The following is a 16,425-nucleotide window of genomic DNA, read 5'->3' as shown; positions in this document are numbered from 1 at the left end:
TCCCAAGGCTCCGCGCTTGTTCCTCCCACGCGGACAGAGCAGAGGGCACGCCATGAGCCTGCCATCTGATCCCTGAGGCTTAAGATGGGGCCGCTTAACATGTGAAAAAATGGACATATTGAAAAAGAAATTGTACTTTTGATCAGTTTTCGAGGGTGCGACCACGTGGCAACCCGTAGACGCACCCTGCTGATGGACGGTCCCTGCCATGCCCCTGTCTGACAGTCTGCCGAGGAACACCGCAGGTACCCTGCTGGCGGAAAGCTATCCGCAGCCGATCGAGGTGCTGCCGGACACGGAAGCAACGGTGATCCGCACCGCGCTGTCGCCGATGGGCTGGACCTTGCGGGGGCAGCGCAACCGGGCCTTCGTGCTGGTGGCCGGAAGCGGCCAGCTCGACATCGGTGCCGCCACCATGCCGATTACCGGCCCCTGTGCCCTGTGGCTGCCGGCCGGACGCAAGGCCCGGCTGACGCTGAACCCTGGCTCGCGCGGAGCGGCGCTGATCGTGTCGGAACTCGCGCTGGGCCGTGCGGTGCCCTCCGGTCCTGTCGGACGGCAGGTGAAGGAGGCGCTGTTTCATCCGATCATCGGCGGCCGCCTGACCCCAGCGCAGGCGCAGGATCTCAGCCGCGCCATCGAACAGGTCGGCGTTGAACTGAAAAGCAGCCTGCCCGGTGCACAGGAGGCGGCGCGGCACCATCTCGTGCTGGCGCTGATGAGCTTCTGGCGCATTTCCAGTCCGGTGCCGCAAAAGGTACAGGCCGCGCCGCGCGCCATCGTCCGCAACTTCCTGCATCTGATGGAGCTGCACCTGCGCGATCACTGGACCGTGGCGGACTATGCCGACTTCCTGTCCGTGTCGCGGGCCCGGCTGACCAGCGCGGTCAAGCGCGTGACCGGCCGGACGCCGCTGGCGCTGATGCACGAGCGGCTGGTGATTGAGGCCGAGACGCTGCTGGCCGATTCCAACCTGCAGGTCAGCGAGATTGCCGAGACGCTGGGTTTCAAGGATGCGGGCTATTTCAACCGGTTCTTCAAGCGCGAGACCGGGCGTGCGCCCGGCCGCGTCCGCCAGGCAGACAGCCGTGATGCCAAACGGCATCCGAACTTCGCGGAATGGCCATGACGCGAAGGCGTGCAAAATTGGAAAAGTTTTGCCACCTTACTGCACGTCAGACGGGTGAACCGTCGTTGCCCCGAACCTGGCCCTGTGAGACAGTCGGGCCTGACAGATGCAACCGGTTCCATCGACAGGTTGCACAAGCCTTCACACGTCACGAGAGGATACCGTCATGCGCCGTTTTGCAAAGCTTCCCGCCCTTGCCCTGGCTGCCGCCACGCTGACTTCAGGCCTTGTCCTGGCGAACGCCGCTTCGGCCGAGCCGGTCACCTGGCGCTTCAACAACAATTACGCGCCGACCCGGCCGGAATCGGAGCACATCCGCAACTTCGCCCAGGACGTCGAGACCCGCTCGGGCGGCGAGCTGAAGATCAATGTGATCGAAGGCGGCGGCATGAACCTCAAGGACGCCGACGCGCTGCGCTGGATGCAGACCGGCACGCCGGAAATCGCCTTCATCTGGCCGACCTTCATCGGCCGTGACGCACCGGATCTGGCCAGCCTCTATGTCTATGGCTCCGTCTCCACCGCCGAAGAGCATCTGAAGGCGCTGCCGGCCGTGAAGGGTGCCCTCAAGGAAGGCTTCGAGGAGCGCGGCATTCCGGTCGTCGGCTACATGGCGCTGCCGATCATCGATGCATCGCTGTTCTGCCGCGAGCCGGTGAAGACGCTGGACGAGCTGAAGACCAAGAAGGTGCGCGTGGGTTCGCGCGAGCAGGTGGAGACCTTCACCGCGCTGGGCGTTGCCGCGCAGATCATCCCGCAGAATGAACTCTACTCCGCCCTGCAGACCAGCGTTGTCGACTGCGCCCTCTATGCCGCGCGCTTTGCCAAGTCCGTGTCGCTGCAGGAAGTCGCCAAGCATGCCGTCTACACCGGCTTCCCCTTCCCGCCGGTGCCCTACGCCATCGTTGCCCACAAGGGCAGCCTCGACAAGCTGACGGACGCCCAGCGCAAGGCGCTGGACGAAGCAGGGGTCGCGCTTGAAGCCGCGTCGTCCGACTTCTCCAAGGACACGGCCGCCGAAAAGACCGCGCGCGCAGCGCTGGCCGAAGCTGGCGTCACCTACTACGCCGACTTCAGCGACGCGGACAAGGAAGCGATCCGCGCAGCTGCTGCCAAGACCTGGGAAAAGCTGACAACGGAAGCCGGCGACAAGGCCGTCGCCCACCGCGCCGCCATCAGCGATCTCCTGAAGCAGTGAGCCAGCAGGCGTGACGACCGACAAAGACCAGTCCCCGGGCGCTGCACCTGCGCCCGGGCCGGTGATGGAACACCCCGGACGGGTCCTGTCCGGGGTGCTCCTGTTGACGCGGACACTTGCTGCCCTCGGGGCGGCCTGCGTTGCCGTTCTGGCCGTGCTGACGGTGGCCGCCGTGGTGATGCGCTACGGGCTTGGCGCGCCGTTCCGCTTTACCGATGAACTGGGCGGGCTGCTGCTGGTGTCGTCTGTATTCCTCAGCCTGCCGCATGTGCTGGCGAGCAATGCCAACATCCGCGTGACACTTGTCAGTGACCGGTTGTCCGGTCTGCCGCGACGTGGGGTCTGGATCCTCGGCCAGCTGATCCTTGTCGCCTTCGCCGCCATTTTCCTGCGCGATGCCCTCGGCGAGGCGCAGTTCACACAGAAACTGAACCTCAGAAGCGAAGTGGCGCGCATTCCGCTCAGCCCCTTCGTCTGGCTGATGGTGGCCGGCATGGGGCTTGTTGCGTTCATCGGCACATTCCAGGCGCTTGGACCCGGGCCAGGCAAAACGCCCTCCTCCGGACCAGGACCCCATCCATGATCTGGACCCTGCTTGGCGGCATGACGCTGGCGACGGTGTTGACCGGCGCGGTGCTGGGCGCCGCCCTCGGCCTCACCGGCTTTGCCGTCCTCTACTTCTTTTCCGGTGGAGCCACGAACCTCGGCGTCCAGGCGGTCTGGAACACGTTCAACAGTTACACGCTGACGGCGATCCCGCTGTTCGTCCTGCTCGGCGAGATCCTTGTGGCCAGCGGCCTTGCCCGCAATGTCTACCGGGCGATGTCGCCCCTGTTCGCGCGCCTGCCCGGCGGGCTGCTGCACACCAACATCGCCGTCTGCACCCTGTTCGGCGCGGTCAGCGGCTCGTCCATGGCAGTGGCGGCCGCCGTTGGCTCGGTTGCCTATCCCGAGCTGACCCGTCGCGGCTATGACCGCAGCACGGTGGTCGGTTCGCTGGCCGGCGGTGGCACGCTTGGTCTCCTGATCCCGCCAAGCCTCAGCCTGCTGATCTATGGCGCCTTCACCGAGACCTCGATCGGCAAGCTGTTCCTCGCCGGCATCGTGCCGGGCCTGATCGCGGCGGCTGGCTTCATGGTCTGGATCACGATCCACAGCCTGCGCCGGCCCGAGCTTGCGCCGCGCAACCTCGAGCCTGCTGTCGGTCTCGGACAGGCGCTTAAGGGACTTTTCGAGATCTGGCCGCTGCTGGCGCTGATCGGTGCGGTCCTCGGCAGCCTCTTTGCCGGACTGGCGACCCCGACCGAATCCGCTGGCATGGGCGTGGCCGCAGCCATCATTCTGGGCTTTGCGGTGGGTGACCTGACACTCGCCGGCATCGGCCGGGCGCTGATGTCGACGGTCACGACCTTTGCCGTCATCGCCATGGTGTTCATGGGTGCGGTGATCCTGGCCCAGTCGATCAGCGTGCTTGGCCTGCCGCAGCAACTGCTCGGCCAGATGGCCGAACTCGGGCTGTCGCCGCTGATGGTGCTGATGGCGATCATCCTGCTCTACATCCTGCTCGGCATGGTGTTCGACGGGCTGTCGATGATGATCATGACCCTGCCCATCGTCTTCCCGCTGCTAACCGGGCTTGGCTATGATCCGGTCTGGCTTGGCGTGCTGATCACGCTGCTGATCGAGATCGGCATGCTGACGCCGCCGGTCGGCATGAACCTCTTCGTCCTCGTCGGCATGAGCAACAACCAGGTGACGCTGGGCGAGGCGGCGAAGGCGGCCTTCCCCTACTGGCTGGTGCTGCTCAGTGTGATTGCCCTGATGACCCTGCTGCCTGTCCTTGCCACCGGCCTGCCCGGCCTGGTCCGACTGTAACGATATCTGCTGGAAAGCCCTGCCATGCCCGCCCTCAATCGTCACCGCGCCGAACGCCTGATGGCCGATGCAGGGCTTGAAGCCCTGCTGCTGCTGTCGCCGGAGAGCTTCCGCCATGCCACCGGGGCGCCGGCCGGCGTCGGCACCATGTGGCGGCGGGCCGGCGCGGTGGCTGTGCTCGTGCCTGCCGATGCAGCACTGCCTGAAATGGCGGTGGCAAGCGACCTGTTTGCGCCAGCCTTCCGGGCGGCAAGTCCCATCGAGGATCTGAGGACGACGCCGCTCTGGGTCGAGACGACGGAGCTGGATGCCGACGCCGAGGGAGAGCTTGCAGCCCGCGTGGCTTTCGCCAACCGGCAAGCCGGGCGCAGCCCGCGCTTTGCCCGGCCAACGACCTTCGATGCAGGTCTTTGTTATGGCCACGTTGCTGATGGCCTGAAAGCGCGCGGCATCCTGCCGGGCGCGCGCATCGGCGTGGAACTGGCCGCTATTTCCGCTGCCGACCTGCCGGCGCTCCAGACCGCGCTGGCTGGCTATGTCCTGACGGACGGCAGCAACATTGCCGCGCGGCTGAAAATGGTGAAGACGGCCGAGGAGATCGGCTTCCTGCGCCAGGCGGTCGAACTCTCCGAACGCGGCATTGTTGCCCTGCGCGATCAGGCCCGTGCCGGCATGAGCCGGCGGGAGATCGCCGCACTGTGGATCGACGCGGTCAAGGCGGCAAGCCCCGGCCCGGCGCTCACCGGCACCTGGGACTATGTCTCTGTCGGCAAGGACCCCTGGGGCAGCGAAGCAACCGCAACTGAGGGTGATATCGTCAAGGTCGACGTCGGGTGCCTGATCAACGGCTACACATCAGACACTGGCCGCACCTTTGTCTTCGGAGCACCATCAGATGATGCGCAGCGCGTCCATGAAGCGCTGGCCGCAGGCTTTGCCGCCGGCGAGGCGCTGCTTCGGCCTGGCACCCCGCTGAAAGAGATCCACCGGGCCGCCACCGCAGCCATACATGCCGCCGGGTTTCCCGAGTTCAGCCGTGGGCATTTCGGACATGGACTTGGCGCCAGCCTTGGCAGCGAGGAATGGCCCTTCATTGCCGCCGACAGCGACGTGATCGCCGAGCCCGGCATGGTGCTGGCGTTTGAATGCCCGTGGTATCTCACTGGTCTCGGCGGGTTCATCCTCGAAAACCAGTATCTCATCACCGAAACCGGGGCAGAGAACATGAACCGGCTGCCGACGGACCTTGTTCGCCTCTGAACAGTCGGACAGGTTCGTAGGCAAATCGGTAGCCCGCACCGGATCGAAGCAGGTACGCTGCAACAGCGGCTGCGACGCCCTTCCGGTTGGTCAGGCCAATCGAGGACAGCCAGACAACCGGTGCCCAGATGATCGACAAGCTGGAAATGTTTATTGCGCTCGCCAACGAGAAGCACTTCGGCCGCGCGGCCGAGGTGATCGGCGTGACGCAACCGACCCTGTCCTCGGCCATGAAACAGCTCGAGGACCAGCTTGGCGTGCAGCTGATCCATCGCGGCTCGCGCTATCAGGGACTGACGCCGGAAGGCGAGCGGGCGCTGGACTGGGCCCTCAGGATCGTGGCTGACGCGAGAGCCCTGAAGGCGGACATGCGCACGGCACGGTCGGGCCTGTCGGGCAACCTGAGGCTCGGCGTCATTCCGACGGCGCTGCCGATGGTGGTGGATCTGGTCGCGCCTTTCACGGAGAAGCACCCGAAGGTGCGCGTCTCGATCCTGTCGCGCACATCGGCCGAGATCCTCGAGCAGATCGAACGGCTGGAACTGGACGCAGGCATCACCTACCTCGAAACGGCACCGGCGCGCCGCGTCGAGGTCCGCCCGCTGTATCTGGAGACCTATTGCCTCCTGATGCGGGCCGACACGCCGCTGGCACAGCGACCATACCTGACCTGGACCGAGGTCGGGCAGCAGCCGCTGTGCCTGTTGTCCAGCGACATGCAGAACCGGCGCATCGTTGACCGGCATCTGACCGCGGCGGGCGCGGCCTCCGCGCCGATGGTGGAATCCAATTCCATCATCGTGCTGGTCTCGCATGTGCAGACCGGACGCTGGATGTCCGTGGTTCCGGCCAAGCTTGCCGATCACTTCGTGACCCGGCGTGAACTCGCCGCCGTTCCTATTGTCGCTGATGCGCAAGATGATGCTCCAGAACCAGGCCAGCAGGTCGGTCTGGTGGTCGCCCAGCGGGATCCGCATACGCCGATGCTGCAGGCCCTGATCGATCTGGCCGAAGCGATGGCCCGCAAACGCGCCGGGTCCGGCACAGCTTGATGTTGGCCGGCACGATAGAGCGAACCTATCGGTCAACGATTTGACGAAATTGAACAAAGCGACGCACAGGCTCAAAGTGCAGTCTGGAGAGGAGACGCTTATGTCGGCACATTTTTCAGCCGACACGATTCGTGCGACCACGCGCGAGATCGTGACGGCACATGAACCCCTCGAAGGTCCGCTGCTTCCCATCTTGCACGCTGTGCAGGAGGCCTTCGGTTTTGTCCCTCAGGAAGCGCTGCCGGTGATCGCAGACGGGCTCAACCTGTCGCGCGCCGAAGTGCACGGGGTGATGAGCTTCTACCATGATTTCCGGGCAGAGCCTGCCGGCCGTCACGTCCTGAAGGTCTGCCGGGCCGAGGCTTGCCAGTCCATGGGCACGGACGCGCTGGCCGACAAACTCAAGCGCCGGCTCGGGATCGACTGGCACGGCACCACCAGCGACGGCACGGTGACGCTGGAGCCGGTCTACTGCCTCGGTCTTTGCGCCCAGTCGCCGGCCGCCATGCTGGACGGCGAGCTGTTCGCCCGGCTGGACGACGACGGCGTCGACGAGATGCTGGGAGGGATCGGCAAATGAGCGTGACCGTCTTTGTGCCCCGCGACGCGGCAGCCCTTGCCGTCGGCGCCGACAAGGTGGCGGCGGCCATCGAACGCGAGGCAGCTGCCCGCAATCTCGATGTCACCTTGGTCCGCAATGGCTCGCGCGGCATGCTCTGGCTGGAAACGCTGGTCGAGGTGCGCACCGACAAGGGCCGCGTCGCCTATGGCCCGGTGAAAGCCTCCGACGTGCCGTCCCTGTTCGACGCAGGCTTCCTGACGGGCGGTGACCACAGGCTCGCCCACGGCGTGACCGCCGAGATGCCCTTCCTGAAGGGCCAGACCCGGCTGACCTTTGCCCGCTGCGGCATCACCGATCCGCTGTCGCTTGAGGACTACCGCCATTATAAGGGCCTGAAAGGCCTGGAAGCTACCGTCGCCATGGCACCGGCCGAGATCGTGAAGCAGGTCACCGACAGCGGCCTGCGCGGTCGTGGCGGTGCAGGCTTCCCGACCGGCATCAAGTGGAAGACCGTGGCCGACGCCAGGGCCGACCAGAAATACATCGTCTGCAACGCCGACGAAGGCGACAGCGGCACGTTCGCTGACCGGATGATCATGGAGGGTGATCCCTTTGTGCTGATCGAGGGCATGGCCATCGCCGCCATCGCCGTGGGCGCCACAAAGGGCTACATCTACACCCGCTCCGAATATCCGCATGCCATTGCTGTAATGCAGGAGGCGATCGAGATTGCCCGGCGCGAGGGTATTCTTGGCGCATCCGTGCTGGGCTCGCCGCACGCTTTCGACATGGAAGTGCGCGTCGGCGCGGGCGCCTATGTCTGCGGCGAGGAAACCTCGCTGCTCAACAGCCTGGAAGGCAAGCGCGGCATCGTCCGCGCCAAGCCGCCGCTTCCCGCGCTGGAGGGCCTGTTCGGCAAGCCGACGGTCGTCAACAACGTCATGTCGCTGGCCTCTGTTCCGGTCATCATGGACCGGGGCGCGCAGTTCTACCGCGACTTCGGTGTTGGCCGCTCGCATGGCACGATCCCGATCCAGCTGGCCGGCAACCTGAAGCACGGCGGCCTTTACGAGACCGCCTTCGGGCTGACGCTGGGAGAGCTAGTCAACGACATTGGCGGCGGCACAATCTCCGGCCGCCCGGTGAAGGCCGTGCAGGTCGGCGGCCCGCTCGGTGCCTATTTCCCGCCGGCTCTCTTCGACACGGTCTTCGACTACGAGGCCTTTGCCGCCGCCGGCGGTCTCATCGGCCATGCGGGCGTTGTCGTCTTCGACGACACGGTGGACATGCTGGCCCAGGCCCGCTTCGCCATGGAGTTCTGCGCCATCGAATCCTGCGGCAAGTGCACGCCCTGCCGCATCGGCGCCGTGCGCGGCGTGGAGACGGTGGACCGGATCGCCCGCGGTGACGCCGCTGCCATTCCGCTGCTCGAAAGCCTTTGCAGCACCATGAAGTCCGGCTCGCTGTGTGCGCTGGGGGGCTTCACGCCCTACCCGGTCATGAGCGCCCTCACCCACTTCCCCGCTGACTTTGACAGGATGAAGGAGGCCGCAGAATGAAGGACTCCCGTTTGCTTGACCGCGACTTCGGCACCCCGGCCGCCCGGTCCGAAAAGATGATCACCCTGACCGTCGACGGTTTCGAGGTCAGCGTGCCGGAAGGCACATCCGTGATGCGGGCAGCGTCTGAAGCCGGCATTTCCGTGCCCAAACTCTGCGCCACCGACATGCTGGATGCCTTCGGCTCCTGCCGCCTCTGCCTTGTCGAGATCGAGGGCCGCGCGGGCACGCCCGCCTCCTGCACCACGCCGGTCGCCCCCGGCATGGTCGTCCACACCCAGACCGGTCGCCTGAAGGACCTGCGCAAGGGCGTGATGGAGCTCTACATCTCCGATCACCCGCTCGACTGCCTGACCTGTGCGGCCAATGGCGACTGCGAGCTTCAGGATATGGCCGGGGCCGTGGGCCTGCGTGATGTGCGCTATGAGGCCGTTGACACCCATTTCCGCGCCCGCAACGCCGGCGGCGACGTCAATCCGCAGTGGCTGGCCAAGGACGAGAGCAACCCGTATTTCACTTATGACCCGTCGAAATGCATCGTCTGCTCGCGCTGCGTGCGCGCCTGCGAGGAAGTCCAGGGCACCTTCGCCCTGACCATCGAGGGCCGCGGCTTCGACAGCCGGGTTTCGGCCGGCATGATGGGCGACACGTTCCTCTCCTCCGACTGCGTGTCCTGCGGCGCCTGCGTGCAGGCCTGCCCGACGGCGACGCTGCAGGAAAAGAGCGTGATCGAGATCGGCACGCCGGAGCGGGCCGTGGTCACCACTTGCGCCTATTGCGGTGTCGGCTGCTCGTTCAAGGCGGAAATGCGCGGTGACGAGCTGGTGCGCATGGTTCCCTACAAGGACGGCAAGGCGAACCGGGGCCACAGCTGCGTCAAGGGCCGCTTCGCCTGGGGCTATGCCCAGCACAAGGACCGGATCCTGAAGCCGATGATCCGCGAAGCGATCACCGATCCCTGGCGCGAAGTCTCCTGGGACGAGGCGCTGAGCTTTGCCGCCGGCCGCATGAAGGCGATCCAGGCCAAACATGGCCGCCAGTCGGTCGGTGTCATCACCTCGTCGCGCTGCACCAACGAGGAGACCTACCTCGTCCAGAAGCTGACGCGCGCGGTCTTCCGCAACAACAACACCGACACCTGCGCCCGCGTCTGTCATTCGCCCACCGGCTACGGCCTTGGCCAGACCTTCGGCACCTCGGCCGGCACGCAGGACTTCGACAGCGTCGAGCACACCGACGTGGTCATCGTCATGGGCGCCAACCCGACGGACGGACACCCGGTCTTCGCCAGCCGCCTGAAGAAGCGTCTGCGCAAGGGTGCCAAGCTGATCGTCATCGATCCGCGCCGGATCGATCTGGTGCAGTCGCCGCATATCAAGGCGGCGCATCACCTGCAGCTGAAGCCGGGCACCAATGTCGCCGTCATCTCGGCGATCGCCCACACGATCGTCACCGAGGGCCTGTTCGACGAGACCTTCATCCGCGAACGCTGCGACTGGGACGAGTTCCAGGACTATGCCGAGTTCATCGCCGATCCGCGCCACAGCCCGGAAGCGACGGCCGACCTCACCGGCGTGCCGGCCGAGGAGCTGCGGGCTGCAGCTAGGCTCTATGCCCGTGGCGGCAACGGGGCGATCTATTACGGCCTTGGTGTCACCGAGCATTCGCAAGGGTCCACCACGGTCATCGGCATTGCCAACCTTGCCATGATGACCGGCAACATCGGCCGCAAGGGCGTCGGCGTGAACCCGCTGCGCGGTCAGAACAACGTGCAGGGCTCCTGCGACATGGGCTCGTTCCCGCATGAGCTGCCCGGCTACCGCCATGTGAAGCATGATCATGTGCGCGAGATTTTCGAGAGCCTGTGGGGCGTGGAACTGGACAAGGAACCGGGCCTGCGCATCCCCAACATGCTGGACGCGGCCGTCGAAGGCACGTTCAAGGGCCTCTACTGCCAGGGCGAGGACATTCTCCAGTCCGATCCGGACACCAAGCACGTCGCGGCAGGTCTTGCCGCCATGGACTGCGTCATCGTGCATGACCTGTTCCTGAACGAGACCGCCAACTACGCCCATGTGTTCCTGCCGGGCTCTACCTTCCTGGAAAAGGACGGTACCTTCACCAATGCCGAACGACGCATCAACCGCGTGCGCAAGGTGATGGCGCCGAAGAACGGTTATGCCGACTGGGAGATCACCCAGATGCTGGCCAATGCCATGGGGGCGAACTGGACCTACACGCATCCGTCTGAGATCATGGCGGAAATCTCGCTGACGACGCCGTCCTTCGCCGGTGTCAGTTACGAGCGGCTGGAGGAACTGGGCTCGGTGCAGTGGCCCTGCAACGAGAAGAACCCGGAAGGCACGCCCCTGATGCACATCGACGGCTTCGTGCGTGGCAAGGGCAAGTTCATCCGCACGGAATATGTGGCAACGGACGAGCGCACCGGCCCGCGCTTCCCGCTGTTGCTCACCACCGGCCGCATTCTCAGCCAGTACAATGTGGGGGCGCAGACGCGGCGCACGGCCAACACCGTCTGGCACGAGGAAGACGTGCTTGAGATCCATCCGCATGACGCGGAAAACCGCGGCCTCAAGGACGGCGACTGGGTGCGGCTGGCCAGCCGCTCCGGCGAGACGACCTTGCGCGCGAAGATCACGGAGCGCGTTTCGCCGGGCGTGGTCTACACCACCTTCCACCACCCGACGACCCAGGCGAACGTCATCACCACGGACTTCTCCGACTGGGCGACCAACTGTCCGGAGTACAAGGTGACGGCGGTGCAGGTAGCGCCCTCCAACGGGCCGAGCGCCTGGCAGGAGGACTATGCGGCGCAGGCCGAACTGTCACGGCGCATCCTGCCGGCGGCGGAGTGATCGGCATGGGCACAGGAGCCTGGACCACGCCATGAGCCTCGCCACCGCAGCGCCCCGGCTGCGCCTGCGCGTGCGGGCGGGAACGGCCTGGCAGGAGGACGCCCTCCTGCCGGTGGAAGTGCCCGTGGCGATCGGCTACAACGGCACGACGCAGGCCGTGATGATGGCAACGCCTGCGGACCTCACCGACTTTGCGCTCGGCTTTTCGCTGAGCGAGGGCATCGCAACGCCTGAAGATATCCGCGAGATCGAGTCTGTCGACACCGAGGCCGGCATCGACCTCAGGATCTGGCTGAAGGACGAGGCCGGCAGCAGGCTCATGGCGCGGCGGCGCAGCATGACCGGCCCCGTCGGCTGCGGCCTTTGCGGTCTCGACAGCCTTGCCGAAGCCAAACGGCACCTGGATCCCGTTCCGCCCAGTCCGCTGCACCTCAAGCGCCAGGACATTGCCGAGGCGATGGCATCGCTGACACAACACCAGCCGCTGCATGACGTAACGCGCGCGGTGCATGCCGCCGGCTTCTGGCAGGACGGCAAGGGGCTCATCTGCGTGCGTGAGGATGTCGGGCGTCACAATGCACTCGACAAGCTCATCGGCGCGCTGGTCGGCGCTGGGACCGTCGTCCCCGGTCAGCCGGTCAATGGCGCGGTCGTGCTCACTTCGCGCATCTCGCTCGACATGGTGCAGAAATGCGCTGCCCTTGGCGCGCCCGCCATCCTGGCCGTCTCGGCGCCGACACTGGCGGCCATCGAGGCGGCGGAGGATGCAAACATTACGCTGATTGCCCTTGCCCGCAGCGAAGGCTTCGATCTTTACACCCACCCAGGGCGGATCACACTCGATCCCGCCCGCCATCCCGTCGCAGAGACCACCGATGTCCCCTGACAAGCTCGTCTATATGGCCAACCAGATCGCCCGGTTCATGGAAACCAAGCCGCATGCCGAGGGCGTTGCCGGTGTGGCCTCGCACATCAATGATTTCTGGGAACCGCGCATGCGCAAGCAGTTCTTCGAGATCCTGGAAACCGGAGGCGACGGCTTCCGCCCGCTCGTGCGCGAGGCGGCAAAGCAGATCCGCCGGCCAGTCTGATCCGGGCGACAAAAAAGCCCCGGAAGCAAAGAGCTCCCGGGGCAGCTGTGAACGAAGACCGGCTTCCTGAGGGTGGGCAGAAACCGGCCCGCACAGAAACTCGAACCAGATCCTTGCTGCCTCAGACGAAGCTGCGGATGGTCTGGAGCGCGCCGTCGAGCGCCTTGCCCTCCTCGTCCTTCAGCGCCGCCTCGCGCAGGCGCCGCGTCCAGTCGGCCGCATCAGGACGGCCTTCGACCATCCGGGCACCGTCCAGCACCTTGTCGAACTTGCTGAGACCGCGCGCGTGCGTGTCGGAGTAACCCTTCACCAGCCGGCGGCAGCGGATCACCTCCACGGCAAGGTCGTAGTCGCGCGGGGCGAGCGCCAGCGCGCGGTCGAGCCACACGACCAGATGCGCCATCTCCTGCGCATGACGCAAGGTGCGCCGGCGCCAGCCCTTCATGCCGCCCAGGACATAAAGCTGGAGGAAGGCGGTGAGACTGTCGGAGCGCAGCCGCTTGCCCTTGTCGAACAGCCGGCCGAGCAGCGCCATCCGGTCGGGATTAGCGGCCCAGCGGGCGCCCATGCGCGCGGGAAACAGCGAGACGATTTCCTCTGCACGCGGATGCAGGAACTCGGTCACCTGCAGCAGATTGCCGGACTTGGCGCCCATCTCCTTGGCAATACGGTCACGACGCCCGGCCTTGGTCTTGGCATCGGCTACGCGGATGATGTCGTCATAGGCCATGGCGTTGGCGATGTATTTGGCCGCCTCGCGGGTCAGGTCATGCGGCGGCCGGTCAAGACCGGCAACGCGTTCGAGCCGGTCCAGATATTCCCCGCCATAGGCAAGGTCCTGGAAGTCGACGACCTTGCGCAGGCCTGCGCAGGCCAGTTCCTGAGCGGGTTCAGGCAGACGGGCAATCCGGGCTTCAAGCGCTTCAAAGGCTGCCACCAGCTTTTTGGGTCCGCGCAGGCGCGGTTTGGCGGCCTCAGGCTGGGCAGGCGCCTCGGGAAGCGCTTCGCCGCTTGCTGCTGCATAGCCGGCGTTGAAGGCACGAAGCGAGCCCTCGACGCCCTTGCCGGAGCGGCGAATGGCGTCCTCGAAGGCTTGCTTGGGGAACGGCAGCGCCCCGCTTCCGGCCAGCGCACCGAAGAGACTTGCCGAGATCACCGACCCGTTACGGATCGCCAGCTGGTCGAAGTCGGCATGGATGAAGCGCTGCGCGGCGATATCTGCCGCCGCCAGAACTTCCTCGCTGGAGGCGATGCCGTCACCCGGCACCATCTTCTCGCTGACGGCCAGCGCGCGGTGGGTGGAGGCGATCAGCGTCGTGCGGTCCGGGGTAACGAAGCCGCGCATGATCGACCGGCCTGCTTCCATCAGTTCAGCCGCGATCATGATGTCGACATCACCGGCTGCCGGCATCAGCGAGAAGACCGGAGTACCGTCGCCCTTCGGCGCCATCTCGACGTAATAGACCGTCGCTCCTGTGCGCTGCGCGACGCCGGCAACGCTGGTCGCCTGGGCGTCATAGCCATTCGAGCGGGCGACATCCTCGATCCAGCTGGTGAGCACGCCGCCCCCCTGCCCGCCAACGGCCAGGGCCGCGAGCTTGATGATGCCGCCGAGGCGCGGATCCGCCGCGCGCCGTTCCAGAAGCCCGGCCATCGTCATGCAACTCCTCCAAAATCAAGACGGCGCGCCGTGCGGCGGCGAACCAGCCAACCGATGACGGCGGAACGTACGCCCGCCCACCAGGCTTCAAATCCGCCAGGATTGTGCACCACGTCGGCGCGGTAGAAACTCGGGCACAGGATCGCGGCATCGGCGACTTCACCGCAGTTGCCGCAGCCGACACAGCTCTGGTCGATCGAGGCCACAGGATCATCGCGCAAGGGATCATCCAGCCGCTTCAGCGACAACGACGGGCAGCCCGAGAGACGGATGCAGGCGTGATCGCCGGTGCAGACCTCCTCGTCCACGCCGAACTTCGGTGCCTCGACACGCCGGCCGGCCTTGATCGCCTTGGCGACCAGCGGCTTTTCGCGCCGCTGACGGTTCAGCATGCATTCCGACGAGGCGACGATGACCTTCGGCCCCTTCTCCGGCGTCGTCAGCGCTTCGCGGATCGTATCGCGCATCCGCGCCACGTCATAAGTGCGGTCGATCTCCCGCACCCAGTTGATGCCGATGCCCTTCAGGGCGCGGGAGATCGGGTTCTTCGTCGACTTGGTATCGTTGTCGGCCCGCGAGGACATGATGTCCTGCCCGCCGGTGGCCGCCGAATAGAAGTTGTCGACGACGATGGCGACGCCATCCGACTTGTTGAAGGCCATATTGGTGAAGGAGGAGGACAGGCCGTTATGCCAGAATCCGCCATCGCCGATGATAGCGACAGGACGGCGCTTGCCACCACCATCAAAGGCCGCGTTGGCAGCCGGCCCCAGGCCGTAGCCCATGGTCGCGCCGCCGATCTCGAAGGGCGGCAGCGAGGCAAACAGATGGCAGCCGATGTCGGCCGCAATCTGGTGCTTGCCGAGTTCCTTCTCCACCAGCTTCATCGCAGCAAAGATAGGACGTTCCGGGCAGCCGGTGCAGAACCCGGGCGGGCGGATCGGAACGGTCTTCGACAGGTCCGGGATCTCAGGGCGTTCCTGGTTGGGCGCGCGCACGGCCGCTGGCAGGGTCTCAGGAGCGACCTTGCGCAGGAAGGCCTCGATGGCATCCAGCATGACCGTGCCATTGTAATCGCCGGCCAGCGGGAACAAGCCCTTGCCATGCAGCTCGACCGAGGACCCGGCACGGTAGAGATAGGAGCCCAGCTGGGTCTCGATGAACTCCGGCTGGCCTTCCTCCACGACAAGGACGTGATCCTTGCCGGCGCAGAACTCCAGGAACTCGCCGGAGAGCAGCGGATAGGTGACATTCAGCACGTAGATCGGAATGTCCGACTGGCCATAGATATCCGCAAGGCCGAGGCGCTGCAGGGCACGGACGACCCCATTGAACATGCCCCCCTGCACGACGATGCCGATGCGCGGTCCGTCCGGGCCGGCAGCGGGGCCGAAGAACTCGTTCAGCTTGCGCTCGCGGATAAAGCGTTCGGCCGCAGGCCAGCGGTTCTTCACCTTGTCCTGCTCATGGGCAAAGGACATCGGCGGCAGCACGACACGGGCAAAGTCCGAGCGCGGATCGGCCAGCGCATCCTTGACCGTGAAGGCCGGAGGACGGTTGTCTCGGCAGGTAAAACTGCCCGTCACATGGCACGAGCGGATGCGCACCATGAGCATGACCGGGGTATTGGAAGCTTCTGACAAATCAAAGCCATCCGATACCATCTTTACAATTGAAGTGAGATTGGGGCGCGGGTCGAGCAGCCAGAACTGCGACTTCATGGCAAAGGCATGGGTGCGCTCCTGCATGATGCTGGAACCCTCGCCATAGTCCTCTCCGACGATGACCATCGCCCCGCCGGTGACGCCGGACGAGGCGAGGTTCGCTAGGGCGTCCGAGGCGACGTTGACACCGACGGAGCCCTTGAAGGTCACGGCGCCACGGATCGGGTAATGCACGGAAGCGGCCAGCATCGCCCCGGCGGCGGCCTCGTTGGCATTGGCCTCGAAACGCACGCCCAGCTCCGACAGCAGCTCCTCTGCGTCGGCCAGCACGTCCATCAAATGCGAGATCGGCGCGCCCTGGTAACCACCGACGTATCCGACGCCGGATTCCAGCAGGGCCTTGGTGATGGCAAGGATGCCCTCCCCGGTAAACACCTCGCCCTCCCCAAGGCGCAGATGCTCGACTTCGGCCTTGAAACTGCGTTCGGCCATTTCCCTC

13 protein-coding genes are annotated in these 16,425 nt (G+C 65.7%); 11 read left to right on the top strand and 2 right to left on the bottom strand.

The genetic code is table 11. The features are described 5' to 3' along the window. Positions 1-208 precede the first annotated feature (208 nt). From C8348_RS06120 to C8348_RS06070, 11 genes are all read left to right on the top strand, one after another. Positions 209-1,129 (top strand): helix-turn-helix transcriptional regulator, encoded by a 921-nt coding sequence (locus C8348_RS06120; protein WP_106752381.1) that lies wholly within the window; start codon positions 209-211, stop codon positions 1,127-1,129. Positions 1,130-1,295: 166 nt separating this feature from the next. Next, complete coding sequence (locus tag C8348_RS06115) at positions 1,296-2,327, top strand: TRAP transporter substrate-binding protein (protein ID WP_157950392.1); 1,032 nt, start codon at positions 1,296-1,298, stop codon at positions 2,325-2,327. A 10-nt stretch (positions 2,328-2,337) separates the two neighbouring features. Further along, complete coding sequence (locus tag C8348_RS06110) at positions 2,338-2,910, top strand: TRAP transporter small permease (RefSeq protein WP_106752379.1); 573 nt, start codon at positions 2,338-2,340, stop codon at positions 2,908-2,910. Next, the gene (locus tag C8348_RS06105; RefSeq protein ID WP_106752378.1) at positions 2,907-4,202 is read left to right on the top strand and encodes a TRAP transporter large permease; all 1,296 of its coding nucleotides are present in this window, start codon (positions 2,907-2,909) and stop codon (positions 4,200-4,202) included. Before C8348_RS06110 ends, C8348_RS06105 begins: the two co-directional genes overlap by 4 nt. Positions 4,203-4,226: 24 nt before the next feature. Further along, entirely contained in the window at positions 4,227-5,462 is a 1,236-nt protein-coding gene (locus C8348_RS06100) for a M24 family metallopeptidase (protein WP_106752377.1), read from the top strand. A 128-nt stretch (positions 5,463-5,590) separates the two neighbouring features. Beyond that, a complete protein-coding gene (locus C8348_RS06095; protein ID WP_106752376.1) occupies positions 5,591-6,514 on the top strand; it encodes a LysR family transcriptional regulator in 924 nt (307 codons plus the stop codon). Between the two features lie 100 nt (positions 6,515-6,614). Further along, the gene (locus tag C8348_RS06090) at positions 6,615-7,094 is read left to right on the top strand and encodes a formate dehydrogenase subunit gamma (protein ID WP_106752375.1); all 480 of its coding nucleotides are present in this window, start codon (positions 6,615-6,617) and stop codon (positions 7,092-7,094) included. Continuing rightward, positions 7,091-8,635 carry a formate dehydrogenase beta subunit gene (locus C8348_RS06085; RefSeq protein WP_106752374.1) on the top strand — a complete coding sequence of 515 codons (1,545 nt, stop codon included), beginning with the start codon at positions 7,091-7,093 and terminating at the stop codon, positions 8,633-8,635. The genes C8348_RS06090 and C8348_RS06085 overlap by 4 nt, the downstream gene beginning before the upstream one ends. Then, positions 8,632-11,511, top strand: a complete 2,880-nt coding sequence (gene fdhF, locus C8348_RS06080) for a formate dehydrogenase subunit alpha (RefSeq protein WP_106752373.1) — start codon at positions 8,632-8,634, stop codon at positions 11,509-11,511. Before C8348_RS06085 ends, fdhF begins: the two co-directional genes overlap by 4 nt. A 31-nt stretch (positions 11,512-11,542) precedes the next feature. Then, positions 11,543-12,397: a formate dehydrogenase accessory sulfurtransferase FdhD gene (gene fdhD, locus C8348_RS06075; RefSeq protein ID WP_106752372.1), complete on the top strand. Its 855-nt coding sequence runs from the start codon at positions 11,543-11,545 to the stop codon at positions 12,395-12,397. Continuing rightward, the gene (locus C8348_RS06070; protein WP_106752371.1) at positions 12,387-12,602 is read left to right on the top strand and encodes a formate dehydrogenase subunit delta; all 216 of its coding nucleotides are present in this window, start codon (positions 12,387-12,389) and stop codon (positions 12,600-12,602) included. Before fdhD ends, C8348_RS06070 begins: the two co-directional genes overlap by 11 nt. 121 nt (positions 12,603-12,723) lie before the next feature. Here the strand turns inward: C8348_RS06070 and C8348_RS06065 are convergent, their stop codons facing one another. Both C8348_RS06065 and C8348_RS06060 read right to left on the bottom strand, forming a co-directional pair. Next, complete coding sequence (locus C8348_RS06065; RefSeq protein ID WP_106752370.1) at positions 12,724-14,262, bottom strand: indolepyruvate oxidoreductase subunit beta family protein; 1,539 nt, start codon at positions 14,260-14,262, stop codon at positions 12,724-12,726. Next, the gene (locus tag C8348_RS06060) at positions 14,259-16,418 is read right to left on the bottom strand and encodes a thiamine pyrophosphate-dependent enzyme (RefSeq protein WP_106752369.1); all 2,160 of its coding nucleotides are present in this window, start codon (positions 16,416-16,418) and stop codon (positions 14,259-14,261) included. Before C8348_RS06060 ends, C8348_RS06065 begins: the two co-directional genes overlap by 4 nt. Between the last annotated feature and the right edge of the window lie 7 nt (positions 16,419-16,425).

Origin of the sequence: Pannonibacter carbonis (genome assembly GCF_003012935.1) — a bacterium.
GTDB lineage: Bacteria > Pseudomonadota > Alphaproteobacteria > Rhizobiales > Stappiaceae > Pannonibacter > Pannonibacter carbonis.
This window is presented reverse-complemented; position numbering and strand designations above follow the sequence as displayed.

Coding starts and splice junctions, on each gene's coding strand:
- C8348_RS06120 (WP_106752381.1), top strand. CDS start 209: ATGCCCCTGTCTGACAGTCTGCCGAGGAACACCGCAGGTACCCTGCTG.
- C8348_RS06070 (WP_106752371.1), top strand. CDS start 12,387: ATGTCCCCTGACAAGCTCGTCTATATGGCCAACCAGATCGCCCGGTTC.
- fdhD (WP_106752372.1), top strand. CDS start 11,543: ATGAGCCTCGCCACCGCAGCGCCCCGGCTGCGCCTGCGCGTGCGGGCG.
- C8348_RS06085 (WP_106752374.1), top strand. CDS start 7,091: ATGAGCGTGACCGTCTTTGTGCCCCGCGACGCGGCAGCCCTTGCCGTC.
- fdhF (WP_106752373.1), top strand. CDS start 8,632: ATGAAGGACTCCCGTTTGCTTGACCGCGACTTCGGCACCCCGGCCGCC.
- C8348_RS06060 (WP_106752369.1), bottom strand. CDS start 16,418: ATGGCCGAACGCAGTTTCAAGGCCGAAGTCGAGCATCTGCGCCTTGGG.
- C8348_RS06095 (WP_106752376.1), top strand. CDS start 5,591: ATGATCGACAAGCTGGAAATGTTTATTGCGCTCGCCAACGAGAAGCAC.
- C8348_RS06090 (WP_106752375.1), top strand. CDS start 6,615: ATGTCGGCACATTTTTCAGCCGACACGATTCGTGCGACCACGCGCGAG.
- C8348_RS06115 (WP_157950392.1), top strand. CDS start 1,296: ATGCGCCGTTTTGCAAAGCTTCCCGCCCTTGCCCTGGCTGCCGCCACG.
- C8348_RS06065 (WP_106752370.1), bottom strand. CDS start 14,262: ATGACGATGGCCGGGCTTCTGGAACGGCGCGCGGCGGATCCGCGCCTC.
- C8348_RS06100 (WP_106752377.1), top strand. CDS start 4,227: ATGCCCGCCCTCAATCGTCACCGCGCCGAACGCCTGATGGCCGATGCA.
- C8348_RS06105 (WP_106752378.1), top strand. CDS start 2,907: ATGATCTGGACCCTGCTTGGCGGCATGACGCTGGCGACGGTGTTGACC.